Below are 24,848 nucleotides of genomic sequence, written 5' to 3'. Positions count from 1 at the left end.
CCTTATCCAAAAAACTTCTTACGGTTGGCTGGAAGCTTATCCAGATAGTCCAGCATCTTACCGGTTCCTTTGGCTACGCACATCATCGGTTCTTCGGCTACGACTACAGGTACTAAGAGTTCTTCTGCGAGCAATTGGTCAATCCCGTGCAATTGTGCGCCACCACCGGTTAAAAAGACACCTTTATCAATGATATCGGCAGAAAGCTCCGGAGGTGTTCGTTCCAAAACATTCTTGGAAGCTTGTACAATCGAGCTGACCGACTCAGCCAGGGCTTCTTGGACTTCATAGGAGCGGATTGTGATGGTTTGCGGAAGACCCGTCACCATATCGCGTCCACGAATATCCATTTCGTCCTGGCGTCCACCGTACACGGTGCCGATCTGTACTTTGATATCCTCAGCCGTGCGTTCTCCGATTAATAGCTTATACTTGTTCTTTATGTACCTCATAATAGCTATATCGAATTTATCGCCCGCGACTTTTATAGAGGAGGCGGTGACAATATCACCCATGGACAGAACAGCAACATCCGTTGTTCCACCGCCTATGTCTACTACCATGTTGCCAGATGGTTCAAAAATTTCCATACCTGCGCCCACAGCGGCTACCTTTGGTTCTTCTTCTATATAGACTTCACGCGCTCCACCGCTGCGCTCAGCCGCTTCGCGGATCGCTTTTTGCTCGACGGATGTGATGTTGGTCGGGCAGCAGATCAGGATGCGTGGTCTTGTAAAGAGGCTTTTGCCTCCGATTTTGGCAAGAAAGTGTTTTAACATTGCTTCTGTGATCTCAAAATCAGCGATAACCCCATCACGCAAAGGACGGATTGCGACGATATTGCCCGGTGTGCGTCCTACCATGCGGTATGCCTCATTACCTACTGCCAAAACCTTTCTCGTTTTATTATCAATAGCCACCACCGATGGCTCATCTAAGACGATGCCTTTGCCTTTTACATAGATCAGAACATTGGCAGTGCCTAAGTCGATCCCGATATCTTTGCTTAACATGAAAGGGCCTCCCTGTACGATTACATTGCTATAAGTATATCATAGGAACTATTTCGTGAGAGTACAAGGAATTCCTCTCTGTCAGACACAAGTTTCTCTAGACACTTTCTTCCTGCTGTGCACGTACTTTCTTGTTCTTGCGCTTGTATTTGATTTTGGTCGCCTCTCCTCCCCGCAGATGACGAATTGCTTTGTGATACTCCAGAATTTCCTTTACTTGGTTAGCCAGCTCTGGATTTATCTCGGGCAGTCGCTCTGTCAAATCTTTGTGCACCGTGCTTTTGGACACACCGAACTCCTTGGCGATCATGCGAACCGTGTTCCTCGTCTCTACAATGTATCGCCCAATCTTGATGGTTCGCTCCTTGATGTAATCGTGCACGCCCCTCGCCTCCCTGATCAAAATTGTCTGATACAATATATGGGAGCGATCGGACACATATTCTACATAGACAAGTCTTACAGCCCAATAACTTGCAAACTTTTTCATAAAGCATGGCCAACTGGATCAGTGAATGATCAAAAAAACAACCTACAGGATACGGATTTCCTGTAGGTTGTCGTGTCTGGTGCAGATGAATTACTGAGTCTCCACCTGGGTCAGATATTTAGTTGGATCAACGGATTTTCCTTCGGAGCGGACTTCGAAGTGGAGATGAATACCCGCTTCTTTTTCATAAATGTTGCGGCCAGCCGTCCCGATTGCTTGGCCTTTGGTCACTTCATCATTGATTTTGACAGTGACCTTCTCCAGGCTTTGGTAGACGGAGACGATGCCGTTTTTGTGCTCGATCTCGATAAAGTTTCCGACGAGTGGGTCGTTTTCCACTTTTGTGACTTTACCTGCGAGAGCGGCTGTCACTTCGAATGGCTTGTCATCCGTGGAGACAAGGTCGATTCCGGTGTGCGGCACGAAGGAGTCTTCGTACTTCACGAGTGCTTTTTCCTGTTGCTCTTTTGGAGCTTGGTCATCGAAGAAGCCCATGCCCATGTCGTACTTGATGCCTTCACCTACAGGCCATGCCATTGGTTCAGCTGCACCCGATACAGCAACCGCATCAGGAGTTTCTCCGTCAGTCGCAGCAGCAGTTTCGTCTTCTGGCGTCGTGGTGGTTACACCTTGCATCAGTTGCTCTTTCTCGATGGTGTCATTGGTGGTGTTACCTTGGAACCACATCACGAATGCGAGAATGATTGCTGCGGTTGAGATGTAGACTGCGGGGAACGCCCACTTCTTGCCCATGAAGCTTTTCCATGCTGATTGTTTGATTGGAGTTGGTTGTTTTGGAGATTTTTGATCTTCCATTTAATATCACCTCATCCCTCAGTATCGCCAGATTTCTGACGCATAAACCTCGGGAAACAGGGAATATTAAATGATTTTTTTGTAGTCGGTCAGAGAAATGCCTTGATAGAAGTATTTGACGATCTGTTCTGCCTTTTTGCCTGCTTTGGCCATGCCGTTGGCGCCCCATTGGCTCATGCCGACGCCATGTCCGTACCCTTGTGTCGTGATCGTGACCTGCCCGCGGTTCAGCCTCATGGTAAAAGAAGTGGAGTTGAGTCCCAGCTTCTCGCGGATTTGCTTGCCGCTGAACTCCTTGTCCCCGATGCGGATTTTGCCGATCCGGTTGCCTGTGGTGCGTTCGATGACATCGTACCAGGCACCGCCTGAAGTGGCGGCCGTGACATTGACACCAAGCTTCTGCTCCAGATCAGCAAGCGTCAGGGTGACTTGCTCTTCATAGCGCGGGGATTGGATGTCCCACGGGCTTGCTACGCTTTTGAGATAAGGAATGGATTTGCTCCAGTATTCTTCGGAGTTCTCGGTGAAGCCATTGCTGGTGGAGAAAAAGGTGGCATCGATCGGTTCGCCTTGGTAGGTCAGAACCATGCCTGCTGTCTCGCGCACAGCCTGCTGAATCCGCTTTTGCTTCCACTCAAAGCCGCTTCCCCAGCGCTTCTGACGCTCTGCTTCGTCGAGGTAGGCTTGATGCTTGACCGTATCGAAGACGTGCGCTCCTGCTGGTACATCGTCAAATTTGCCTTGCTGGATACGGCGGACGATATAGGTGCGGGCGGCCATCGCCTGTGCTTTGAGCGCTTCCAGCTCGAACTCTGCCGGCATCTCAGCGGAGACGACTCCTTCGATATAGGTTTCCAGCGGAACGGTATCTACCTTTTTGGTGCTTGTACGATAGACTTTGACGGGGATTTGGTTGCCAACCGGCTCAGGGACAGGTGTGTTGGTCATCTGGACGACGGGCTTGGCTACGGGACTGACGGGAGATTGGTAGATCACGAGGGCGGCGGGGATGAGGACAAGCAGGATAGGCAGGATTACCAAGAGTGATAGGACGTAGCGTTTCATGTTCGATCCTCCCGAACTAGAGTCACATAGATTTGTGCTGAACACTTACAGTCTATGTTTCCATTCGAGAGGATAGAACGTAGAGAAGTGACTTGCTAGGACTGGGAGAGTCGCTTCACGAAGCGGCCCATCCGCTCCATGGCCTCTTCTAATTGGGCGAGGGATGTAGCGTAGGAGCAACGGATATGGTCACGACCACTGTCACCGAAGACGTCTCCTGGTACGACGGCTACTTTTTCTTCAAGCAGAAGCCGCTCGGCAAATTCAGAGGCGGTCAGCCCGGTAGAAGCGATAGACGGAAACACATAGAACGCACCCTCCGGCTGATGGCAGGCAAGCCCGATCTCGCACAGAGCCTCGACCATAAAGTTGCGGCGCTGCTTGTAGCTCTCCACCATCCGGTCTACATCATCCATGCCGTACTTCAGGGCCTCGATCGCTGCCATCTGTACCATGCTCGGCGCACAAAGCATGGTGTATTGGTGGATCTTCAGCATCCCGGTGAGCAGGTCAGGTGGTGCACAGATATAGCCGAGACGCCAGCCCGTCATCGCGAATGCCTTGGAAAAGCCGGAGATCAGGATCGTCCGCTCTTTCATCCCAGGCAGAGAGGCGATACTCTCATGACGCTTTGCAAACGTAAGCTCTGCATAGATCTCGTCGGAGAGGACAAGCAGATCATAGCGCTTGATGATCGGGAGCAGCTGTTCCCATTCTTCATGGGTCATCGTGCTTCCGGTTGGATTGTTCGGATAACAGAAAATGATCGCTTTGGTCTTGCGGGAGATTTTTTCTTCCAGCTCTTCTGCAGTCAGCTTGAAGTTGTTCTCTGCTGTCGTATGTAAGAAGACAGGGACACCCCCAGCAAGACGGATCACCGGTTCATAGGAGACATAGCAAGGCTCAACGACCAGCACTTCATCCCCCGGATTGAGGATGGCGCGCAGGGCAATGTCAATCGCTTCACTGGCCCCTACGGTAATCAGCATCTCGGTCTCCGGATTATAGTGCAGGGAGAACCGGTCCTGCAGGTAGTGATCAATTTCTTTTCGCAGGGACAACAGCCCGGCATTGGATGTATACGCGGTATAGCCGCGCTCCAGAGAGGAGATGCAGGCTTCGCGGACACGCCACGGTGTCACAAAATCAGGTTCCCCCACACCAAGAGAGATGACCCCTTCCATCGATGCAGCGAGGTCAAAAAAGCGGCGTATGCCTGATGGTTTCAATGAATCAACGGTTTTGGCAAGACGGGATTTCGGCTGGGACTGTGTCATGGCGTGACCACCATCCGTTGATCATCGTCTTGATCATCAAGAGCAATCCCATCATGCTTGTATCGCTTGAGGATAAAATGGGTTGCGGTAGAGACCACAGAATCGAGAGTAGCCAGCTTCTGAGAGACGAAGTTCGCCACCTCATGCAAGGTCTTCCCTTCCAAGACAACGGACAAGTCGTAACTTGCCCCAGACATCAGGTAGACCGCTTTCACTTCTGGAAAACGGGTGATCCGCTTCGCCACTTCATCAAAGCCAACATCCCGCTTCGGTGTGACTTTGACATCAATCATCGCAGTGACATATGGATGATCATCGACCCGCTCCCAGTTGATCAGGGCCGGATATTTGACGATAACCTTTTCGTCTTGTAAGCGCTTAATCGTTTGCTCAACATCTTCTTTGGTGGTACCCAACAGCTTAGCGAGTTGTTCCGCCGTGAGACGGCTGTCTTCTTCTAACAAGCGCAACAATTCTCTGGATTTGTCTTTTTCCACTGAGGCGCACTCCATTTCATTTTGTTTTTCGTTATCATATCACGCTGCGGAATACGTTTCCTATAGATCAAAAACCTTTTATCAAAAAAGAACCCTTCCTTACACGAATGCAAGGAGGGGCTCTTTCTAATCATGATCGGATGATATGGACCGATACACTCCAAATCGATTGTTAGGCAAAATTAGGGGAAAAATTCACGTTGATGGTCTTTGCTTTGGTTTCAGCTACTTCAGCCTTTGGTTGCTCTTCCATGCTTACGCGCTCGATGTCGGCACCCAACGCACGCATTTTTTCGGTGAAGTTGACATAGCCGCGGTCGAGGTGGTGCAGACCAGATACTTCGGTGTCACCCTCAGCTACCAGACCAGCCAGTACAAGTGATGCACCTGCGCGTAGGTCGGTTGCACATACTTTGCTGCCGGTCAGCTTCGCGCCGCCTTCAACAATCGCGCTGCGTCCCTCGATTTTGATGTTGGCATTCATGCGTCGGAACTCTTCTACGTGCATGAAGCGGTTTTCAAAAACGGTTTCGGTAACGATGCTGGTCCCCTCAGAGATAAGCAGAAGCGCCATCATCTGGGATTGCATATCGGTTGGGAAGCCTGGATGCGGCAGAGTTTTGAGGTCTACTGCTTTGAGCGGACCATTGCGGTAGACACGCAGGCCGTTCTCGTTTTCTTCGATTTGGACACCCATCTCACGAAGCTTCGCGGTGACGGACTTCACGTGGTCATAGATTGCATTTTCGATAAAGACATCTCCGCCGGTGATCGCTGCCGCTACCATGAAGGTACCTGCTTCGATCCGGTCTGGGATGACACAGTGGGTGCATCCCTTGAGGCTTTCGACACCTTCGATACGGATCGAACCGGTACCTGCCCCGCGGATTTTTGCGCCCATGCTGTTGAGGAAGTTAGCCAGGTCAACGATCTCCGGCTCTTCCGCAGCGTTCTCGATAATGGTAGTGCCTTCTGCGAGAGCCGCTGCCATCATGATATTTTCAGTTGCGCCTACACTTGGGATGTCGAGATAGATCTTCGCTCCCTGGAGGCGACCATTCGATTCTGCTTCAATAAATCCTTGACCGATCTCGATCTTCGCGCCCATGGCTTCGAAGCCTTTGAGATGCTGGTCGATTGGGCGTGTGCCGATTGCACAGCCACCCGGCAGTGCGATACGCGCTTTGCCTTTGCGGGCCAGAAGTGGTCCCATGACGAGGAAAGACGCGCGCATTTTGCGCACAAGCTCATATGGTGCTTCTATTTTTGCAAGTTTGGTTGCATCAATGGTAAGGGTTTCGTTCTGGTATGTAACGGCTACCTGCAGCTCCTTGAGCAATTCGCAGATTGTAAGCACATCATCCAGGCCCGGAACTTCATGTATGACGCAAGTCCCTTCTTCAGCGAGCAGTGCTGCTGCAATAATAGGTAATACTGCGTTTTTTGCGCCAGATACTTTTACATTTCCCGCCAATGCCTTACCACCGCGGACAACGATTTTATCCAATGTATACCCCTCCGCGTGCTTAGTATTCCGCTGTGATGATAGGTGTCCCTATAGTGATCCGAGTTAGTTGGTTGTTTTTATCGACGTGTGTTGCGACTTGCAGATTCATCTTCTGGTTGCCCGTCATGATGAATGGCCGCCACTCACGAGTGTAGGCAGAAACACTGATGACAGACTCGTCTTCGAGACGCTCTACCTCACGGGCTCCCAGGGCTTGAAAAATACCTAATATCTTACCCTTCTGCCAGCCAACACTCATCTTATCACTGTATATTCCGCGAATACAAGTGCTAAATTGCGGAATCAGTTGGGAGTTTTTGAGTTCATTTGTCGCATATTGTCGTAAATTCTCTATATCTTGTAAATGAGAACGCTTCCCTGATAGAGAAACCACAAGATATGTACCAACTTTGCCGGATTGCTCGACTCCTATCAAGCGGATGGAAAGCAATGCTTTGCCCCAAACCCCCTGAGATTGATAGACCACGTTGTGTTTTTCTCTGCTTAACTGCGATTGTACCGGTACTGATAACCGCTTACTCCACTCTTGCCCCAATGCGAGTAGTTCCTTGGAACTATCCACAAAAGGAAGAGCCACACTGGTACGCATGGTAATGTCCGTAGCGGTTGCTCCTGTCGCTTCCAATGCCTCAAGCATATTGGTCACGGATGGTTCCCCCGCTTCCTTGGCTGACACCGGATAGAGAAACGCAAGCAAAAGCAGAGCCATCAACACGAACATCATGACAGACAAACGGTTATTTTTCCCCATAATCGATACCCCTCTCACATTGTCCCGTACTCATGTATTTCTATATACCATCAGTGTGGACGGAAAACTGGAGGGTTATACCAGCCAAACTAGCGAAAAAGTTGTTCGAGCATACGCGAGGAGCCATAATAGTCGAGCAGAAACTGAGCAACCCCGTGTCCAATAAAGATGGACAGCAGGATTTGCAGTGCTTTGGCTTGAGGGCCGTCCGGTTTTTTGACAAACAAATCAAACCGGAATGCTTGCAGCGCCCACCAGCTTAGGCCAATACATAAAACCGATATCAGGATCATAAACAAGGCGTTCAGTCCGAATGAACCTGTCACAGCGGCATCTTCCTTTCTTTGTGCATCCATTACTCCCTGTCTTGTCCCTCTACCATATCATATGCAGAAGGTTGTGGAGAAAGAAAAAAGGACGGCTGGTTCTGCCGTCCCTTTTTCTACAGCCTTATTTTCCTGGTGTAAACATATCCGCAAAGGTGAAGTTCGGATCAAGCTGTGCTTGGATGAATTGAATTCCCCAATCTGGCACCGCACCGAATACGAGAGTACCGAGCGAGCATACCAGCACAACCACGCCCACACCAATCGGCAGACGAAGCTTCGCTTCTGTGTCGCCGGTGCGCATGTACATCTGGCGGATCACCCCGAAATAATAATAGTACGAGATGATGCTGGTCCCGATCATGATACCAGCCAGCCAGTAGTTGGCATGAAGGATCGAACTCCAGATGATAAAGAATTTACCGAAGAAACCAGCCGAGACCGGAAGACCCGCAAGCGACAGCATGAAGATGGTCATCGCTACAGCGGTAAGCGGTGCACGGTGATAGAGGCCCGCAAATGCTTTGAGATCCTCTGTCTTCTGATCTTGTGTCACTACCATAATGATCGCGAATGCCCCAAAGCTTGCGAGCAGATACGCAAACAGATAGAACACAGTCTGCTGGAAAAAGAATTGGGAGATCGCCGCAAATGGAACGAGCAGATAACCAGCTTGGGCAATCCCGGAGTACGCCATCATACGCTTGATGTTGGTTTGGCGCATCGCCATGGTGTTACCGATGATCATGGAGATCGCTGCGATGATGGAGATGAACCAGAGCAGCTCCTCAAATACGGAAGCCTGCATCTGCTGATCCATCACCCCACGGTACGCGGTAAAGAGTACGCGGAGGATCAGCGCAAAACCTGCTGCCTTGGAGACGACCGTCAAAAAGGAAGCGATCGGTGTCGGCGCACCTTGGTACACATCTGGTGCCCACATGTGGTTAGGTGCAGCAGAGATCTTGAACGCAAGACCTGCGATCAGGAATACGAAGGAAAGCAGTACCATGAAGCCAAAGCCCGTGGAGTATGCTTCTGCCAGACGTTCTGTGATCTGATACAGGTTGGTCGTACCGGTCAGACCATAGACGTACGACATCCCAAACAGCGTGAATGCAGTGGCAAGTGAGCCGGAGACGACGTATTTGAACGCCGCTTCGTTGGAGTTGAGCGACTTTTTGCGCAGACCTACCAGAATGTAGGAAGAAAGCGACAGAAGCTCCAGACCGACGAACAGGGTGATCAGGTCTGCGGAGGAAGCCATCACCATTGCACCGAGCAAGCCGGAGAGGATCAGATAGTAGTACTCCCCGGTGTCCTTCACCTCTCCCTGCTGCATATAGCCCATGGAGATTAGGATGGTGAAGGCGACGCCTGTGAGGAACAGCAATTTGAAGGCATTGCCGTAGTCATCGACACGCATCATATCATTCATATACTGGATCGGCTCAGTCAGCGCCTGCATGTTGCCGACGACAAACACTCCGGCCAGGACAACACCTAACAGGGCAATCCAAGCCAACGCCGTTTTGCTGATTCGTTTACCCAGAAACAGGTCTAGGAGAGAAACCAGGGTGGCAAAACCAAGGACGGTGAATTCGGGCAGGAGGTAGCTCCAATCGTAGGAAAAAATAGTTGTGTTCATCGCTTACCCTCCTATTCCCGTAACATTGATGATGATGGTTTTTAACGTAGCCTGCAGTGGATCACTCAAGATCGCCGGGTAAATCCCGAGCAGAATGATAAAGCCAAGCAGGACTACCATCGGAATCACTTCGAGCGGCTGGGCATCGGATACGCTGTGAAAGCGCTCCTGTGTCGGACCGAACGTAGTCGCCAAGACAGCACGCAAGAGATAGACGGCTGTGAGGATGATCCCGAGTGTACCGATGGCCGCCAGCCAAGGCATCGCGTTGAACAGACCGAGGAACGCGAGGAATTCACTGATAAACCCAGACATGCCAGGCAGACCGAGTGAAGCCATGGCCGCCGCGAGGAAAATCCCGCTGATAAACGGCATCGGTTTGGCGAGACCGCCGAGCTCACTGATGGTGGAGCTGTTGGTACGCTCCCAGATAACGCCGATCAGGAAGAACATCAGCGCGGAGATAAAACCGTGGGAGATCACTTGGAAGTACGCACCTTGGAAGCCGATGGAGTTCATCGCAGCAAAACCGAGCAGGACGATCCCCATGTGGCTGATACTGGAGTAAGCCAATACCATTTTCAAATCTTTTTGTACGAAAGCAAGGACAGCCCCGTACAGGATGTTGATGAGGCCAAGAATCGCCAGCCACATCGCCCAATCCGCCGCAACGGATGGGAAGAACCCGATCCCTAAGCGGAGCAGACCGTAGGCACCCATTTTCAACAGGATACCAGAGTGAATCATAACGATAGACGGTGGAGCCTGAACGTGAACCTTCAGCATCCATGTATGGAACGGGAAGATCGGAAGCTTAATCCCGAATGCAATCAGGAGTGCTACGAACAGACCGACACGCAAGCCTTCATTCTGTGCCAGGTTGAGCAGACTCTCCGGTTGGGTGAAGCCTGCGGTCAGTTCCGCGATGTTCATCGTCGGTGTGCCCAAGACGTTCCCCGCCAAGAAGAAGATGGCGATGAAGGCAAGCAGCATGACTGCCGAACCAAGACCATTGTAGACGAGGAAGCTGTTGGCAGCTCTCTCCCGCTCGCCATAGCCCCAGATCCCGACGAGGAAGTACATCGGAATCAGTGTTAACTCGAAGAAAATAAAGAACAGGAACAGGTTTTGCGTAGCGAAGACACCGAACATCCCGAGCAACAGGACATGGAACAGGATGAAAAACTCTTTCAGGCGCTTCTTAATGTTCCAAGATGCAACGGCTGCAAGCGTACCGATGATCGCGGTGAGCAGGATGAGCGGCATCGAGATACCGTCTACACCCATTTCATAGTCGATCGTGATGGAGAACAGACTGCCATCCTGCATCAAGGTAACAGGAATAGAGATCCATGGTACATCTTCAACGAATTGCATTCCGCCCTGTTGATAGTCAAAGCGGCCAAACAGCATCAGCGAGAGTACCAGTGGCAGGAGTGTTCCGAGAATCCCCACCTGCTTGATGGCGCCACCTTGGGTTTTGGGAATGAACGCGATGATGAGAATCGCCAAGAGTGGCGAGAAGGTCAAGAGCGACAGCAGGAAATTATTAACCAAGCAGAACACCTCCCAGCGGCGTGAGGCTTATGGTAAGACCCACGACGAGCAGAACCACACCCACCAGCACAACCAAGCCGTATGTCTGAACCTGACCGTTCTGCATACGGGCGTTCAATGCACCGATGCCGACTGTAATCGCCGTGACGAGATTGACAAGCCCCTCGACGATATAGCGGTCAAACAGGTTCAGTATGAGACCGATCAGCTTGAGCAGACGGACAAAGACGAATTCGTAAATCTCATCAAAATAGTATTTGCGGTAAGACAGGGTGTAGAGAACAGAAGCACCCTTCGCCACGGATTCACTGTTGATCGAACGGCGGCCATACATCAGATAAGCAAGCAGGATACCACCGACGGAGACGAGGATCGCGGCTACAGCCACCCAGCTGGCAGCATGATGTTCACCTTCTCCGTATTTTTGCACGATATAGCCACCCACACTGCTGTCGAGCAGCCAATGATGCAGGGCCGGAGCAAATGGCGTGTTGATAAAACCAGCCACGACCGCCAAGACAGCCAACAGAATCATCGGGAGCGTCATCACACCCGGAGACTCATGTGCTTTGTCCACACCGGCGCTGTTGCCTTTGCCTGTGAACGTGAGGAAGAACAGACGGAACATATAGAATGCGGTAAAGCCTGCCGCAATCAAAGCGATCCACAAGAGATCCATACGATGAGCCGCATAGGCTGCGCCGAGGATTTCTTCTTTGGACCAGAAGCCGGCAAACGGTGGAATCCCCGCAATCGCCAAACAGCCGATCAAAAAGACGATCCCGGTCACGCGCATTTTTTTCCACAGGCCGCCCATCTCGAAGATATCTTGAGTATGAACAGCATGGATCACACTACCTGCTGCCAAGAACAGCAGTGCTTTGAAGAAAGCATGTGTCATCAGATGGAACACACCTGCGACATAACCAGCCGCACCTGCAATACCGAGAGCCATCATCATGTAACCGAGCTGGCTGACGGTGGAGTATGCGAGTACGCGCTTGATGTCGCGCTGGGTAAGACCGATGGAAGCGGCGAAGATCGCAGTGAAGCCACCTACATACGCAACCACATTGAGTGCTGTGTCAGAAGCGAGGAACAGCGGGAAGGAAGCAGCTACGAGATAGACACCCGCGGCAACCATCGTCGCTGCGTGGATCAAGGCAGACACTGGGGTCGGACCTTCCATCGCATCTGGAAGCCAGGTATGTAACGGGAACTGACCCGATTTCCCCACAGCCCCGACGAAGATCAGGATGGCGGTCAAGGTAATCAGCCCAGGAGCCACCTTGCCTTGTGCCACTGCATTGAAAATCTCCGAGTAATCAAATGAACCGGTTGCCCAGAACAGAAGCGCAATCGCGATAAACAGTCCCACGTCCCCGATCCGGGTCATGATGAATGCTTTTTTCGCAGCCGCTTTTGCCTCTGGCTTGTAGAAATAGTAACCGACGAGCAAGAACGAGCAGACCCCTACCAGCTCCCAGAAGATATACACTTGCAGCAGGTTAGGAGAAATCACAAGTCCAAGCATCGAGAACGTAAAGAGTGCCAGGTATTGATAGAACACAGGGAAACGGTCGTCCCCGTGCATGTAGCCTTTGGAGTAAAGCTGCACCAGCGTACTGACGAACGTCACAATCACCAGCATCAGCGCATTCAGCTGGTTGACCTCAAAGCCCATGTTGATCGCTTTGTCACCAATGCGAAGCCATTCGATTGCGAACGAATAATCAGTTGCTCCCTCTTGAAAACGTGTCCAGAACGTCATCAGCGCGACGACGAAGGCGGCTCCGGTGAGAAGCACTCCCACATACGCCGCTCCCTCTTTCAGCTGACGGCCGAATGAGAGGATCAGGACGAACGCTAACAGTGGAAAAAGAGGGATGAGCCAGGCATATTGCATGATCGTATCCATATTGTCACCTATCCTTTTTCCAAGTCTAGCGTTTCATTGAATCCATCTCATCCACATGAATCGAGTCGCGGTTTCTAAACATCGCAAGCAGGATTGCAATCCCTACGGCTACCTCAGCCGCTGCAACCGTCATCGTGAACAGGGTAAAAATCTGACCTGTCACCGCTGCGTTCAAGCCGAATTTGGAAAATGCGACAAGATTGATATTGACCGCATTCAGCATCAGCTCGATCGACAGCAGGACGATGATGGCGTTACGTTTCCGCAGAGCCCCGTACAAGCCTACACAAAACAGAATCAGGGCGACTAACAAATAGGAAGAAAGCGTTACGGTCATCAGTCTTTATCCTCCTTTTTCGCCATGATGATCGCGCCTACGAGCGCCACGAGCAACAGGACAGATACCAGTTCGAACGGAACCACGAAGTTCGTGAACACTTCCACACCGATTTCTTTCACATTGCTTACATTCGGGTCAAGCTGGCGCGGCGGAAGCACGTTCCAGTTGGTAGAGTAGATCCCGTATGCAACAATCAAAAACAGACCCGCCACGAAGATCCACGTCAGCCAAAACGGCTGTGCCTTGGACGGCTCGTCTTCGCTGGCATCATGTTTGGTGAGCATGATCCCGAACAGCATCAGGATCGAGATCGCACCGGAGTACACCAGGATCTGCGAGACCGCTACGAATTCTGCTTCGAGCAGGACGAACAGCCCGGCGATGCTGATGAAGGTAACCCCGATGGAGATAACCATGTGGGCCACCTTCGTGAAGCTGATCATGAAGACAGCCCCGCCAATCGTCAGGAATCCGAGCAGAAAGAAGATGATCAAACTTGCATCCATCTAGTTCTCCTCCCTGACGTTGGTATTGTTGTCATCGAGCCACTTCAAGTTTTTGAAAAGCTCATCACGGCTGTACGTGGACAGCTCGAAGTTGTTGGTCATGACAATCGCTTCGGTCGGGCATACCTCTGTACACAAGTCGCAGAGGATGCAGATCTCGAAGTTGATATCGTACGTATCGATGATCTTCCCTTTTTTCTCAGGGTCTGGATGTGATTTCCCTGTTAGCTGGATGCACTCCGTCGGACAGATCCGCGCACACTGGTTGCAGACGATACACTTCTCTGGTGAAAAGTGCTGAATGCCACGAAAACGCGGTGGAAACGGGTAGGGAACATCAGGATATTTATGTGTGACGCTTTTCTCGGTCAGCTTTTTCAGCGTGAATCCAAGACCTTTGGCAAATCCTAGCATTTTGTTTCACCCCTTTAGCTTATCAAAAGCTGCCGTTCGAATAGGAAACGAAGAAAGCTGTAAGCAGAATGTTGATCAGTGCAACCGGAAGAAGACCTTTCCAGGCAAATGACATCAGCTGGTCTGCACGGATACGCGGCATGGTGGCACGAAGCCAGAACTGAAGGAAAACGTACAGGGAGAATTTGAGGATAAACCAGACGATCCCTGGAATAAATCCGAGTGCTTCAATCGGTGGCAGCCATCCACCCAAGAACAGGATGGTAATGAGAGACCCCATCCCAAACATGTATACATACTCCGCCAGCATGAACATCGCAAAGCGGAAACCAGAATACTCGACGTGATAACCGGCAACCAGCTCAGACTCTGCCTCTGGCAAGTCGAACGGAGAACGGTTCAATTCGGCCTGTGCTGCAATCAAGAAGACACAGAACGCAAAAAACTGTGGAATGATGTTCCAGACGTCGCGCTGTGCCTCGACGATATCACGCAGGTTAAGGCTGCCTGTCATCAGGATGATCCCGACCACGGACATGACCAGTGGAACCTCGTAGCTGATCATCTGAGCCGCAGAGCGCAAGCCCCCGATCAGCGACCATTTGTTGTTGGAGGCCCAACCTGCTGTGATAACACCCAGAATCGTAATGCTCGACAACGCGATATAGTAGAGCACACCGATACCTAAGTCAGCGAATCCGATGTTTTCTGAGAACGGCATCACTGCAAGCACGGCAAAAGCCGGACCATAAGCGAGTACCGGTGCTAACGCAAACAAAGCTTTGTCCGCGCTTTTTGGACGGGTGTCTTCTTTGAGCAGAAGCTTGGCTACGTCGGCCACTGTCTGCAAAAGACCGAGTGGACCTACGCGGTTCGGACCTGGTCGCAGCTGCATCCAACCGATGATTTTTCGCTCAAAGTAGATGGCATACGTAACGAAGCCAAGTACAACAGCGAGAAGCGCAACTGCTGCCAAAGCAAGCAGCACAACGTTGAGCAGGGAAGGTGTCTGTTCGAGCAGACTTGTCATTATGCATCAACCTCCCCAACAACGATATCGATTGAACCCAGAATGGCGATCATGTTGGAGATATTCTCTCCGCGCAACAGGTCTGGGAGGATTTGCAGATTGACGAAAGACGGACGTCTGAGCTTCATGCGCCAAGGCTTATCCTTACCTTGGCTTGCGATGTATACGCCCAACTCACCACGAGGCGCCTCGATACGCACAAAGGTCTCGCCTGCCGGTGGACGGATGACACGCGGTACTTTGCCCATGATCTCGCCGTCTTTTGGAAATTGAGCGACCGCTTGTTCTACGATCCGCAGAGATTGCACGATTTCTTCCAGACGCAAGTGATAACGAGCCATGCAGTCACCATCAGTAGAAGTCGGTACATCAAAATCAAAACGGTCGTAAATGGAGTATGGCTCATCTTTACGAAGGTCCCACTTCTCCCCGGTACAACGAAGCATGACACCAGACAAGGAGTAGTCAAGGGCCATCTCACGGCTGTACGTGCCGACACCTGTCAGACGGTTGACGAAGATTTCATTGCCGGATACGAGTCGGTGATAGTTATCCAGCTCTTTTTTCATGTATTGAACGAATTCGGAGACTTTATCAATCCAGCCTGGAGGCGCATCCCACTTCACGCCGCCAATCCGCATGTAGTTGTATGTAAGGCGTGCACCAGACAGCTCCGCAAACAACTCAATGATGGTTTCACGGTCACGGAACGCATACAGGAACGGTCCGATCGCCCCGATATCGAGCAGGTAGGTACCCCACCAGACAAAATGGCTGGCGATACGTTGCAGCTCCATCACGATGACGCGCAGGTATTCAGCACGATCCGGGATTTCGAGACCCATCATCGTCTCTACGGCATGACAGAACACGTAGTTGTTGGTCATCGAAGCCAGATAATCAAGACGGTCTGTATACGGGATGATCTGGGTATAGGTCAGGTTTTCTGCCAGCTTTTCGGTTCCACGGTGCAGATAACCCATGACAGGGATCGCTTCTTTGATCGTTTCACCGTCGATTTTGGCTACCAGACGGAATACGCCGTGTGTACTCGGGTGCTGAGGACCGACGTTGAGAATCATTTCTTCGGTGCGTAAACCCGTTTTGCCTGTTAACTCTTCTGGAAGAGAGAGATTCATCGTTTACACCCCTTCGTCGTAAGGCTCGTAATCTTTGCGTAGCGGGTGTCCCACCCAATCGTCAGGCAACATGATGCGGACGAGGTTGTTATGTCCTGGGAAATGAATCCCCAACAGGTCATAGGTCTCCCGCTCGTTCCAATCGGCTCCGGCCCATACGCTCATGACAGAGCTGACCGATGGGTTCTCACGGTTGGTCTTCACTTTTACAGCTACGCTTTGTCGATTGGAATAGGAATAAAGGTGACAGCAGACTTCCATCCGGTCATCATAGTCGACACCATGCAGGTTGGACAGGTAGTCAAAACCAAGCTGCGGCTCCTGCTTGAGAAGAGTAGCCACATCGAACCAGCGTTCGTTTTTGATTACGAGTGTCGGTACTTCTTTGGAAAGCTCGTTGATATAGGAATCCTCGATGACATCAGCACCCAGCTTTTCGCTGATCACCTTGACGTACTTATCGAGGTAAGGCTGATTTTTGGAAGGGGCTTTTGGTGCGGCCGCTTCAGCTGCGGCTCCGTCGCCACCTGCTGCTTTTGCTTTTGCCGCCGCTGCGGCTGCTGCCTTGGCTTTTGCGGCTGCCGCTGCTTTGGCCTTGGCATCATCTGCATCACCAGCGTCACCGCCTCCGGCTTCACGCGCTGCTTTCGCTTTTGCCGCTGCTGCGGCTGCTGCTTTGGCTTTCGCGGCCGCGGCTGCTTTGGCCTTGGCGTCGGCATCTGCTCCGCCTTCTTCGGTCGCTCCACCTTCTGCTGCTTCACGCGCCGCTTTTGCTTTTGCCGCCGCTGCGGCTGCTGCCTTGGCTTTCGCGGCCGCGGCTGCTTTGGCCTTGGCTTCGGCATCTGCTCCGCCGCTTGCGGCTTCGGTGGCTCCGCCTTCTTCTGCTTCGCGTGCTGCCTTGGCTTTCGCCGCTGCTGCTGCGGCTGCCGCTGCTTTTGCCTTCGCCGCCGCATCTGCTTTGGCTTTTGCCAGGGCTTCTGCGTCTTTTGGTGCTTCCTCCGCTTTTGGTGCTTCAGCGGTTTCGGATGTGGCTTCGGCCGCTTGTGCCGCTTCGCGCGCTGCCTTGGCTTTCGCCGCTGCTGCTGCGGCTGCCGCTGCTTTGGCCTTCGCTGCCGCATCTGCTTTGGCTTTTGCCAGGGCTTCTGCGTCTTTCGGTGCTTCCTCCGCTTTCGGTTCTTCCTCCGCTTTCGGTGCTTCAGCCGCTTCGGTATTGACTTCCTCTGCTTTTGGAGCCTCGTCCGTCTCGGATTTGGCCTCTACAGCTTGAGCCGCTTCCCGTGCTGCCTTGGCTTTGGCTGCCGCAGCCGCTGCCGCTTTCTCCTCAGGTGTTGGTTTTCTTTTCTCCTCACTCACTGGTACTCGTCACCCGCTTTCCAGTTCTTGATTCATAGCGAATTTTTTCCTGGAGTTTGTTGATTCCGTAGATCAGAGCCACTGGACTTGGCGGACAGCCTGGGATGTAGACGTCGACCGGTACGATCTGGTCTACCCCTTTTACGACGTGGTAGGACTTCACGTAAGGTCCGCCTGCTGTCGCACAGACTCCCATCGCGATTACCCATTTGGGCTCTGGCATCTGGTCGTAGAGACGACGAAGCAACGGTGCCATTTTCTTGGTTACCGTTCCTGCTACGATCATGACATCAGATTGTCGTGGAGATGGACGAAAAATAACGCCGAAGCGGTCAAGGTCATAGTGTGCTCCGCCTGTGGTCATCATCTCGATCCCACAGCAGGCCAGACCAAACGTAAGCGGCCATAACGAGTTACTGCGCACCCAGCCTTTGACGGTTTCAAGTGTAGTAAACATGACGTTACGGTTCAGTTCTTCTCGGAGTTCAGGTTCAATCATGCTGAGATCTAGCTCCATTCGAGCACCTTCTTTCTCCATGCGTAGATCAGTCCAATCACCAAGAGTGTAATGAAGATGACCATTTCAACCAGAGCAAACAAGCCCAACTGGTTATACGCCACGGCCCATGGGTAGAGGAACAATGTCTCCACATCAAAGATAACGAACATCAAAGCAAAAATATAATACTTCACGTTAAAGCGTACCCAACTGTTCCCAATCGGGTCATTCCCGCTCTCATAGGTCTTCAGCTTCTCTTCGTTCGGTCTTTTCGGACGAAGCAACGGCCCGACAAAATGCACGGTTGCGACCGGAAGCAAGATGCCAAGGAGCAAGAAGATGGCAACTATCACATAATTGTTTGCATAGATGGCACTCATCTCTTCAATTCCTCCCTCGACTGACGGTAAAAAAAATCCTAGATAATTATAACAAATCAGTATCAGAGTGTCTAACGTAAGCCCTTTCTTTTTAATATATGTTTTTCTACGTAAAAAATGGTTTTACCTGCGGACATGATGACCGCAGGTAAAACCTACTGCTTTTTGTGAAAAGAACAGATGAAGAATTATGGTTGGAGGGTTACTTTCACTTTCACTGTACGCTTGATGGAAGAATCAGCAACAGCAGCGATTGTTACGTAGAGGTAAACATCTTCTTTACCATTCGGCAAGGACTGTAATTTCCCTTCTTTTCCAACTAAAGCAACATTGCTGCTGTTCGTTACTTTGTAGCTGATGGCTGCTGTGTCAGCAGGGAGAGTCAGGACAGGTTCGCCTACTACAGTTGTATTCGTCACTTCTGCTTTAAATGACTGTTTTGCCGCATCTACCAGTTCTTTCAGTTTTGCTGCATCTGCTTTGGTTGATTTTTTGTTGGAGACGCCGAGTGCTTTCCACATTTCGTAGAATGCGCCTGTCTCGGTGTTGTACGCTACGATGCGGAGCTTGTAGTTGCCGTCTTCGAGTTGGGTTGGGTAGTAGGAGCCATTGGCACTGCTTACATAGGAGCCATCGATATTTGTGAAGGTGATGGTTCCTGGTGCCAGACCGTCTTCATCCACGATCGAAGCAAGGGTACCGATGTAGCGGTCATTGTAGCCCCATGCTTGCAGCTCGATCACATTGGTATCATCTGCTTGTAACAGGACGCTGGCTTCTACGGTATCGTTCACGCCGTCACCATTCGGGCTTACCACGTCGCTGCTGAGGGAGAATTCATCAAGACCGAAGTGGGTCTGTTCGCGCTCATCCCCTACGTGTACGACGAATGGCAGGTGCAGGTCTGGGTTGCCGTCATTGCTCTTGAGCAGGACTTCCCCTTCGTATACACCATCTTTCGCTTGGGCTGTTGGTGACAGCTTGAGTCCGAACTTGGTGGTTTTGCCAGCTTTTGCGACGACCTCGTCCGTGGTGAGGGATACCGCGATATCATCCACGTCAGGTGTTGCTACCGGCTCATATGGGTCAGTGGTGACAGAATCATGCATCACGATTTCTGCGGTGTAGCTGACTTCTTTTTTACCGGTGTTTTTGAGTTGCAGAGTCTTCTCAACAGCACGGTCGCCCGCTTCCATCAGACCGAAGGATACGTTGTCACCGTAGTTGGTCACTTCGCGCTTGGAGAGGTCGGTGTCGAGCAGTGTCAGTTTTTCAACGGTTTGCAGCAGGGCAGGTGTCTTCAGAGCGGCATAGCCATCAACACGGCCAGCGCCTTGAGAGTAGACATCGTATTGGGTTCCTTTGGCATCAGAGATGCTCACGGATGTGTTGGCCAGCGCTGCTTTGATATCAAATGGTGTCCAGTCAGGGTGTGCCTGCTTGAGCAGCAGGGAAAGACCAGCTACGTGTGGGGTTGCCATCGATGTACCGTTGAGGCGTTGGTACGCTTTGTCGTAGTTGGCATCTGGGAAATATTTGAGCCATTCAGGCTTGGCAGACAGGACAGATACACCTGGTGCGCTTATGTCAGGCTTGATGCTGTATTGGCCGTCGATGATTGGACCACGGGAGCTGAAGCCAGCCATTTTGTCGCCGTTATCATCGGTTTTTGGATAGTTGGCACCGAATGTGAAAGTAAGCGTTTGTGCTTTGGCAGGGTCAGCAAGCAGCTGCTTCGCCAGTGCCCAGCCCTCTGCACCTTTCATGTCAAAGGTTGGGATCGTATCCAGGCTATCGCCCAAAATGCTGTTGATATGTCCTTCACGGCCTGGGTTGTTCAGGTCAGCTTGCATGTCGCCATTCGCGTCATTGCCGTTGAATACGACGATTGCTTTTGCACCTGCTTTTTTCGCATTGGCGATTTTTTCAGTGAAAGCGAGTGTACCACGGGAGACGAGTGCTACTTTGCCTTTGAGGTCTTTGCCTTTGAAGTCCAGCTCAGAGCCAAGGTTCGCATAGACCACTTGCAATGGTTCTGTACCGAGGATCGTTTTGAAATCAGTTTTGTTGGTCTCATAGCCCATCACGTGGAAGTCGTAGTTGCTGCCAAAAGAAGATTTCGCAGAACCATCATACAGGGTGCTTGGAGAAGTCACCGCACCTACTGCGATTGGCAGCTTCGCACCTGCAGGAGAGCCTGCTGTGTAGAAGTGGCGGCCTTTTTCGTTCTGCGCTGCGTTACCATTGGCGATAACGGTTACGACACCAGCCAGCACAGCATTGTTAACTGCGATGGAGTCAGGGGAATCTCCGTTTTTCTCGATGTCGGAGCCAAGAGACAGGTTGATGACATCCATACCGTCACGTACTGCTTTTTCGATCCCGTCGATTACTTGTGCGGAGGAACCGCCCCCACGACCAAGTACACGGTATACATAGAGATCTGCTTCATACGCGATACCACGTACGTTAACATCGGTTTTCGCAGATGCGCGGCCTACGATAGTACCGGATACGTGTGTGCCGTGGTTAGAGCCTTCGTCACCCGTTTTCTCTACGTCTTCATCAGCCGGAACTGGTGGACGCTCATATGGATCGTGGTCATTGTCAAAGGAGTCATATCCGCCTTTGAACGCGTCTTTCAAGTCAGGGTGATGATAGTCTACCCCTGTATCGATAACGCCAACCTTGAGGCCTTTACCGGTGAAGCCTTCTGCCCACATTTTATCGACGCCGATTTGTTTGATTGGCGCGAGGTCATAGTTACCGCCTGGCAGATCCCCGGCTACTTCTGTTTCTGGTACGGTATATTGTGCATTGGAATAAACAGCTTTTACTCCTGGAAGGGAAGCCATTTTCTCGATTTGGTTAGCTGGCAGAGAGACTTCCATGCCGTTGAAGACTTGGTTGTATGTGTGTCCTACTTCGAGGTTGAGTTTTTGTTTTTTGGCAGCGCGTTCGAAGGTCACTTGTTCTTTGCCGATGACCGCTTCTACTTCACTCGGAGAAAAAGAGGCGCGCTTGGAGATTGCAACCGCTTTCGCTACTGCTACTGGTTGTTGTTTGAATTCGATGATGACAGAAATGACTTTATCGGATGTAGTATCCAAGCTTGGTGCAATCTTTGCCGCTGCAGATGACTCCAGCTCAGCAACTACTTTGGTAAGTTCGTTGACTTTGCTCAATTGGTCCAGATCAGTCACTGTAGAAGAGGCAAAAACCGAATATGGCACTGCCCCAAGCAGCAATGATGTGGCTAATGTCACGGAAGAAAGGCGATGAAAACTCTTTTTCACAAAAATTCCCTCCAATTCATAAGGTGACCGTTAAAATATATGTATAGGTCAATATTACCAATAATTCTACGCGATCGATCAAAATACCTTTATTAAATTTAATTATTATTTAGATTCGGAATATTATTATATGAAAATTTTTGTATAACTTAAAATTGATAACTGAAACAAAAAAAGAGACGGAATTGCTTGTCCGTCTCTTCTTCATCTCTAGCAAAAAAGTCTTATTGAATGTTGTCTGGGTTGACCCCGCCGAGATAATCCTCGTAAATGCGCTCCCAGATCACTGTAAATGTCATCTTTTCGTCATCTGGCAACGATTGGAAGTTATCAATCGGCTCCTCCATATACGGAGTCAGCTTGATCAATACTTCTGTGAGCATCGCGTCATTGATTTCGAGCAATTCTTTGAGCTCTGCTTTGGAGTATGTGAAGCTGTTGGTGTCTTGCTCGTGCAGGACCAGTACCAGCTTGCTGAATACCGGGTGTACGAGTGCTTCAAACTGAGTGAAGTTGAGTGCTTCGAGTTCGCGCTCATTGAGGTCGAACACTTCGCGCACATCCGGGAATGGGTTGACTGGAATGTCGTAGTGATCCCCTTTGTCGATCACCAGACCCCACTTGGTGAACAGTTCGATCGCCTCATCAAGACTGGTTGGGTAAGTAATGTTGGAACGCTGTAAGAACTGTTTGTGGCGTTCCAGCAGGTTTATGTAATTCTTATAGTTTTCCTCGGAGCTGAATTTAGATTGATTCAGTTTATCGAAGGTCGCTTGCAGCCCCTTGGTCTCTTCCAAAAGCTTGCGGACTTCATCCTTACTCTCCGCTTTATTCACCGCATAGCAGAGGGCCTGGAACAGGACGTTCATCTCGTGAGAAAGAACGTTAGACCAGCCGTTGATCGTAAAGCCGCTTGGAATGATGGTTTCTTCGCCGTTTTGGCGCAGATCTCTAATCGTCTGCATGAAAGCACTCTCCTTGTCCAAAAGCTTGACTGTCTGTCGAAAGCATTAGGCTTATTATACACATATCGACAGGCGTTTTACCAATCGACGGCGTAAAAAATCCCCAACGCCAATGGTTGGGGATTTTATCATTACAGATTTTTCACGGAAAAGCCGCTGTCTCCAGAGACTTGCAGACGTGTGATCGCACGTTGCAGCGCGTATTCTGCACGACGTTGGTCCAAATCACCATTCTTGTCGTTCAGGCGCTTCTCTGCGCGTTCTTTTGCACGTTTTGCACGATCTGGGTCGATATCGCCTGGCAACTCTGCTGTTTCAGCAAGAATGGAGACTTTATCACCGCGTACTTCCATGAAACCGCCGCTAACAGCGATTTGTACTTCCTTATTGTTGCCGTCCAACTGAATCCGAACTGGAGCAGTTTTCAGCGGAGTAACCAATGGCATGTGGTTAGCCAAGATCCCGAGGTCACCTTGCGTACCACGTGCAATAACCATTTTTGCTTCACCGCTATAGACAACCCGTTCAGGAGTTACGACTTCAACTTGCATCTTACTCATTTACGTCCTCCCCTTTCAACAGGGTCGTCTTACGACATTTTCTTCGCTTTTTCAACAGCTTCTTCGATAGTACCTACATAGAGGAACGCTGCCTCTGGGAGGTTGTCGTGCTTACCATCGAGGATTTCTTTGAAGCTGCGAACGGTTTCTTTAACTGGTACGTATTTACCAGGGAAACCAGTGAACTGCTCAGCAACGTGGAATGGCTGGGAGAGGAAACGTTGAACGCGACGAGCACGTGCAACTGTTACTTTATCCTCATCGCTCAACTCATCCATACCGAGGATTGCGATGATATCTTGAAGCTCTTTATAACGTTGCAGGATACCCTGAACGCCACGAGCTACTTCGTAGTGTTCTTGACCAACTACGTCTGGAGCAAGCGCACGGGAAGTGGAAGCGAGTGGGTCTACCGCTGGATAGATACCAAGCTCGGAAATACCACGGTCCAAGTTAGTGGTTGCGTCCAAGTGAGCGAACGTGGTTGCTGGCGCTGGGTCAGTATAGTCGTCCGCTGGTACGTAGATTGCTTGGATAGAGGTTACAGAACCTTTTTTGGTGGAAGTGATACGCTCTTGCAGACCACCCATCTCAGTTGCGAGGGTTGGTTGGTAACCTACCGCAGATGGCATACGGCCAAGAAGCGCGGATACCTCAGAACCTGCCTGAGTGAAACGGAAGATGTTGTCTACGAAGAGAAGTACGTCACGGCCTTCTTCATCACGGAAGAATTCCGCCATGGTCAGACCAGTCAGAGCGATACGAAGACGCGCACCAGGTGGTTCGTTCATTTGACCGAACACCATCGCGGTCTTGCTGATAACGCCGGAATCTTTCATCTCGTGGTAAAGGTCGTTACCTTCACGGGTACGCTCACCTACACCAGCGAATACGGAGATACCGCCGTGCTCTTGTGCGATGTTGTTGATAAGTTCTTGGATGAGTACGGTTTTACCTACACCCGCACCACCGAAGAGACCGATTTTACCACCTTTTACGTAAGGAGCGAGCAAGTCTACTACTTTGATACCTGTTTCGAGGATCTCAGTAGAAGTCGCTTGTTCTTCAAACGCAGGAGCTGGACGGTGGATTGGGTCACGACGAGGTACGTCACCCATTTCTTGCAGGTCGATTGGTTCGCCCAATACGTTAAATACGCGGCCGAGGGTGATTTCCCCTACCGGTACGGAGATAGGTGCACCTGAGTCGAGTGCTTCTGCACCACGAACGAGACCGTCTGTGGAAGACATCGCAACTGTACGAACCAGGTTGTCACCAAGGTGAACTGCTACCTCACACACGAGGTTAATATCAGGTTCACCAGAGTTTTGTCCTTTATATTCAATCTTGATAGCATTGTAGATGGCAGGCAGGTGCCCACGGTCGAACTCGATGTCAACGACCGGACCCAATACCTGCACGACGCGCCCTTTCGCCATCTTAAATCTTCCCTCCTAAAAGCCTTATTGGAAGCTTGTAT

Annotated in this window: 24 protein-coding genes; all 24 read right to left on the bottom strand. The window is 50.9% G+C overall.

Annotated features, from left to right (window positions below):
• Nucleotides 1-2: 2 nt before the first annotated feature.
• A complete protein-coding gene (locus tag FGI41_RS14735) occupies nt 3-1,013 on the bottom strand; it encodes a rod shape-determining protein (protein ID WP_139491111.1) in 1,011 nt (336 codons plus the stop codon).
• Between the two features lie 97 nt (nt 1,014-1,110).
• On the bottom strand, nt 1,111-1,395 hold the full coding sequence (gene spoIIID, locus FGI41_RS14730; RefSeq protein ID WP_139491110.1) for a sporulation transcriptional regulator SpoIIID: 285 nt from the start codon (nt 1,393-1,395) through the stop codon (nt 1,111-1,113).
• A 198-nt stretch (nt 1,396-1,593) separates the two neighbouring features.
• Complete coding sequence (locus FGI41_RS14725) at nt 1,594-2,319, bottom strand: M23 family metallopeptidase (protein ID WP_139491109.1); 726 nt, start codon at nt 2,317-2,319, stop codon at nt 1,594-1,596.
• Between the two features lie 66 nt (nt 2,320-2,385).
• Nucleotides 2,386-3,384, bottom strand: coding sequence for a stage II sporulation protein D (spoIID, locus tag FGI41_RS14720; protein WP_139491108.1), 999 nt, complete (start codon nt 3,382-3,384; stop codon nt 2,386-2,388).
• Nucleotides 3,385-3,479: 95 nt separating this feature from the next.
• Entirely contained in the window at nt 3,480-4,661 is a 1,182-nt protein-coding gene (locus tag FGI41_RS14715) for an aminotransferase (protein ID WP_139491107.1), read from the bottom strand.
• Complete coding sequence (locus FGI41_RS14710; protein WP_438358024.1) at nt 4,658-5,173, bottom strand: Lrp/AsnC family transcriptional regulator; 516 nt, start codon at nt 5,171-5,173, stop codon at nt 4,658-4,660. Before FGI41_RS14710 ends, FGI41_RS14715 begins: the two co-directional genes overlap by 4 nt.
• 157 nt (nt 5,174-5,330) lie before the next feature.
• Nucleotides 5,331-6,665: a UDP-N-acetylglucosamine 1-carboxyvinyltransferase gene (gene murA, locus FGI41_RS14705; RefSeq protein ID WP_139491105.1), complete on the bottom strand. Its 1,335-nt coding sequence runs from the start codon at nt 6,663-6,665 to the stop codon at nt 5,331-5,333.
• Nucleotides 6,666-6,684: 19 nt separating this feature from the next.
• Nucleotides 6,685-7,437, bottom strand: coding sequence for a YwmB family TATA-box binding protein (locus FGI41_RS14700; protein ID WP_139491104.1), 753 nt, complete (start codon nt 7,435-7,437; stop codon nt 6,685-6,687).
• 89 nt (nt 7,438-7,526) lie between these two features.
• Nucleotides 7,527-7,793, bottom strand: a complete 267-nt coding sequence (locus tag FGI41_RS14695) for a DUF1146 family protein (RefSeq protein WP_139491103.1) — start codon at nt 7,791-7,793, stop codon at nt 7,527-7,529.
• Between the two features lie 94 nt (nt 7,794-7,887).
• On the bottom strand, nt 7,888-9,411 hold the full coding sequence (gene nuoN / locus FGI41_RS14690; RefSeq protein WP_139491102.1) for an NADH-quinone oxidoreductase subunit NuoN: 1,524 nt from the start codon (nt 9,409-9,411) through the stop codon (nt 7,888-7,890).
• A 3-nt stretch (nt 9,412-9,414) separates the two neighbouring features.
• Nucleotides 9,415-10,968: a complex I subunit 4 family protein gene (locus FGI41_RS14685; RefSeq protein ID WP_139491101.1), complete on the bottom strand. Its 1,554-nt coding sequence runs from the start codon at nt 10,966-10,968 to the stop codon at nt 9,415-9,417.
• Nucleotides 10,961-12,886 carry an NADH-quinone oxidoreductase subunit L gene (gene nuoL, locus FGI41_RS14680; RefSeq protein ID WP_139491100.1) on the bottom strand — a complete coding sequence of 642 codons (1,926 nt, stop codon included), beginning with the start codon at nt 12,884-12,886 and terminating at the stop codon, nt 10,961-10,963. Before nuoL ends, FGI41_RS14685 begins: the two co-directional genes overlap by 8 nt.
• 25 nt (nt 12,887-12,911) lie before the next feature.
• A complete protein-coding gene (nuoK, locus tag FGI41_RS14675; protein WP_139491099.1) occupies nt 12,912-13,223 on the bottom strand; it encodes an NADH-quinone oxidoreductase subunit NuoK in 312 nt (103 codons plus the stop codon).
• Nucleotides 13,223-13,732 (bottom strand): NADH-quinone oxidoreductase subunit J, encoded by a 510-nt coding sequence (locus FGI41_RS14670; RefSeq protein WP_139491098.1) that lies wholly within the window; start codon nt 13,730-13,732, stop codon nt 13,223-13,225. Before FGI41_RS14670 ends, nuoK begins: the two co-directional genes overlap by 1 nt.
• Nucleotides 13,733-14,146 (bottom strand): NADH-quinone oxidoreductase subunit NuoI, encoded by a 414-nt coding sequence (gene nuoI / locus FGI41_RS14665; RefSeq protein WP_139491097.1) that lies wholly within the window; start codon nt 14,144-14,146, stop codon nt 13,733-13,735. It abuts the gene before it with no gap.
• Nucleotides 14,147-14,168: 22 nt separating this feature from the next.
• Nucleotides 14,169-15,179 (bottom strand): NADH-quinone oxidoreductase subunit NuoH, encoded by a 1,011-nt coding sequence (nuoH, locus tag FGI41_RS14660; protein ID WP_255298480.1) that lies wholly within the window; start codon nt 15,177-15,179, stop codon nt 14,169-14,171.
• Nucleotides 15,176-16,315: an NADH-quinone oxidoreductase subunit D gene (locus FGI41_RS14655; RefSeq protein ID WP_139491095.1), complete on the bottom strand. Its 1,140-nt coding sequence runs from the start codon at nt 16,313-16,315 to the stop codon at nt 15,176-15,178. The genes nuoH and FGI41_RS14655 overlap by 4 nt, the downstream gene beginning before the upstream one ends.
• Before the next feature lie 3 nt (nt 16,316-16,318).
• A complete protein-coding gene (locus FGI41_RS14650; RefSeq protein WP_139491094.1) occupies nt 16,319-17,668 on the bottom strand; it encodes an NADH-quinone oxidoreductase subunit C in 1,350 nt (449 codons plus the stop codon).
• Nucleotides 17,661-18,185 carry a NuoB/complex I 20 kDa subunit family protein gene (locus FGI41_RS14645; protein ID WP_139491093.1) on the bottom strand — a complete coding sequence of 175 codons (525 nt, stop codon included), beginning with the start codon at nt 18,183-18,185 and terminating at the stop codon, nt 17,661-17,663. The genes FGI41_RS14650 and FGI41_RS14645 overlap by 8 nt, the downstream gene beginning before the upstream one ends.
• Complete coding sequence (locus tag FGI41_RS14640; protein ID WP_139491092.1) at nt 18,176-18,547, bottom strand: NADH-quinone oxidoreductase subunit A; 372 nt, start codon at nt 18,545-18,547, stop codon at nt 18,176-18,178. The genes FGI41_RS14645 and FGI41_RS14640 overlap by 10 nt, the downstream gene beginning before the upstream one ends.
• A 188-nt stretch (nt 18,548-18,735) precedes the next feature.
• Entirely contained in the window at nt 18,736-21,843 is a 3,108-nt protein-coding gene (locus FGI41_RS14635; RefSeq protein WP_255298473.1) for a S8 family serine peptidase, read from the bottom strand.
• Nucleotides 21,844-22,067: 224 nt separating this feature from the next.
• Nucleotides 22,068-22,808: a DUF6042 family protein gene (locus FGI41_RS14630; protein WP_139491091.1), complete on the bottom strand. Its 741-nt coding sequence runs from the start codon at nt 22,806-22,808 to the stop codon at nt 22,068-22,070.
• 131 nt (nt 22,809-22,939) lie between these two features.
• The gene (locus FGI41_RS14625; protein WP_139491090.1) at nt 22,940-23,368 is read right to left on the bottom strand and encodes a F0F1 ATP synthase subunit epsilon; all 429 of its coding nucleotides are present in this window, start codon (nt 23,366-23,368) and stop codon (nt 22,940-22,942) included.
• A gap of 29 nt (nt 23,369-23,397) precedes the next feature.
• Nucleotides 23,398-24,807 carry a F0F1 ATP synthase subunit beta gene (gene atpD / locus FGI41_RS14620; RefSeq protein WP_139491089.1) on the bottom strand — a complete coding sequence of 470 codons (1,410 nt, stop codon included), beginning with the start codon at nt 24,805-24,807 and terminating at the stop codon, nt 23,398-23,400.
• Between the last annotated feature and the right edge of the window lie 41 nt (nt 24,808-24,848).

Origin of the sequence: Brevibacillus dissolubilis, assembly GCF_006170445.1 — a bacterium.
GTDB lineage: Bacteria > Bacillota > Bacilli > Brevibacillales > Brevibacillaceae > Brevibacillus_B > Brevibacillus_B dissolubilis.
Note: the sequence above shows the minus strand (reverse complement) of the source record. Positions and strands in the feature narration are given on the sequence as shown.

Excerpts from the sequence above, each read along its gene's own strand:
- spoIID (WP_139491108.1), bottom strand. The coding sequence starts at position 3,384 with ATGAAACGCTACGTCCTATCACTCTTGGTAATCCTGCCTATCCTGCTT.
- FGI41_RS14695 (WP_139491103.1), bottom strand. The coding sequence starts at position 7,793 with ATGGATGCACAAAGAAAGGAAGATGCCGCTGTGACAGGTTCATTCGGA.
- nuoN (WP_139491102.1), bottom strand. The coding sequence starts at position 9,411 with ATGAACACAACTATTTTTTCCTACGATTGGAGCTACCTCCTGCCCGAA.
- nuoL (WP_139491100.1), bottom strand. The coding sequence starts at position 12,886 with ATGGATACGATCATGCAATATGCCTGGCTCATCCCTCTTTTTCCACTG.
- FGI41_RS14670 (WP_139491098.1), bottom strand. The coding sequence starts at position 13,732 with ATGGATGCAAGTTTGATCATCTTCTTTCTGCTCGGATTCCTGACGATT.
- FGI41_RS14655 (WP_139491095.1), bottom strand. The coding sequence starts at position 16,315 with ATGAATCTCTCTCTTCCAGAAGAGTTAACAGGCAAAACGGGTTTACGC.
- FGI41_RS14735 (WP_139491111.1), bottom strand. The coding sequence starts at position 1,013 with ATGTTAAGCAAAGATATCGGGATCGACTTAGGCACTGCCAATGTTCTG.
- FGI41_RS14645 (WP_139491093.1), bottom strand. The coding sequence starts at position 18,185 with ATGGAGCTAGATCTCAGCATGATTGAACCTGAACTCCGAGAAGAACTG.
- nuoK (WP_139491099.1), bottom strand. The coding sequence starts at position 13,223 with ATGACCGTAACGCTTTCTTCCTATTTGTTAGTCGCCCTGATTCTGTTT.
- FGI41_RS14700 (WP_139491104.1), bottom strand. The coding sequence starts at position 7,437 with ATGGGGAAAAATAACCGTTTGTCTGTCATGATGTTCGTGTTGATGGCT.
- FGI41_RS14625 (WP_139491090.1), bottom strand. The coding sequence starts at position 23,368 with ATGAGTAAGATGCAAGTTGAAGTCGTAACTCCTGAACGGGTTGTCTAT.
- FGI41_RS14710 (WP_438358024.1), bottom strand. The coding sequence starts at position 5,173 with ATGGAGTGCGCCTCAGTGGAAAAAGACAAATCCAGAGAATTGTTGCGC.
- FGI41_RS14640 (WP_139491092.1), bottom strand. The coding sequence starts at position 18,547 with ATGAGTGCCATCTATGCAAACAATTATGTGATAGTTGCCATCTTCTTG.
- atpD (WP_139491089.1), bottom strand. The coding sequence starts at position 24,807 with ATGGCGAAAGGGCGCGTCGTGCAGGTATTGGGTCCGGTCGTTGACATC.
- nuoI (WP_139491097.1), bottom strand. The coding sequence starts at position 14,146 with ATGCTAGGATTTGCCAAAGGTCTTGGATTCACGCTGAAAAAGCTGACC.
- FGI41_RS14725 (WP_139491109.1), bottom strand. The coding sequence starts at position 2,319 with ATGGAAGATCAAAAATCTCCAAAACAACCAACTCCAATCAAACAATCA.
- FGI41_RS14630 (WP_139491091.1), bottom strand. The coding sequence starts at position 22,808 with ATGCAGACGATTAGAGATCTGCGCCAAAACGGCGAAGAAACCATCATT.
- FGI41_RS14715 (WP_139491107.1), bottom strand. The coding sequence starts at position 4,661 with ATGACACAGTCCCAGCCGAAATCCCGTCTTGCCAAAACCGTTGATTCA.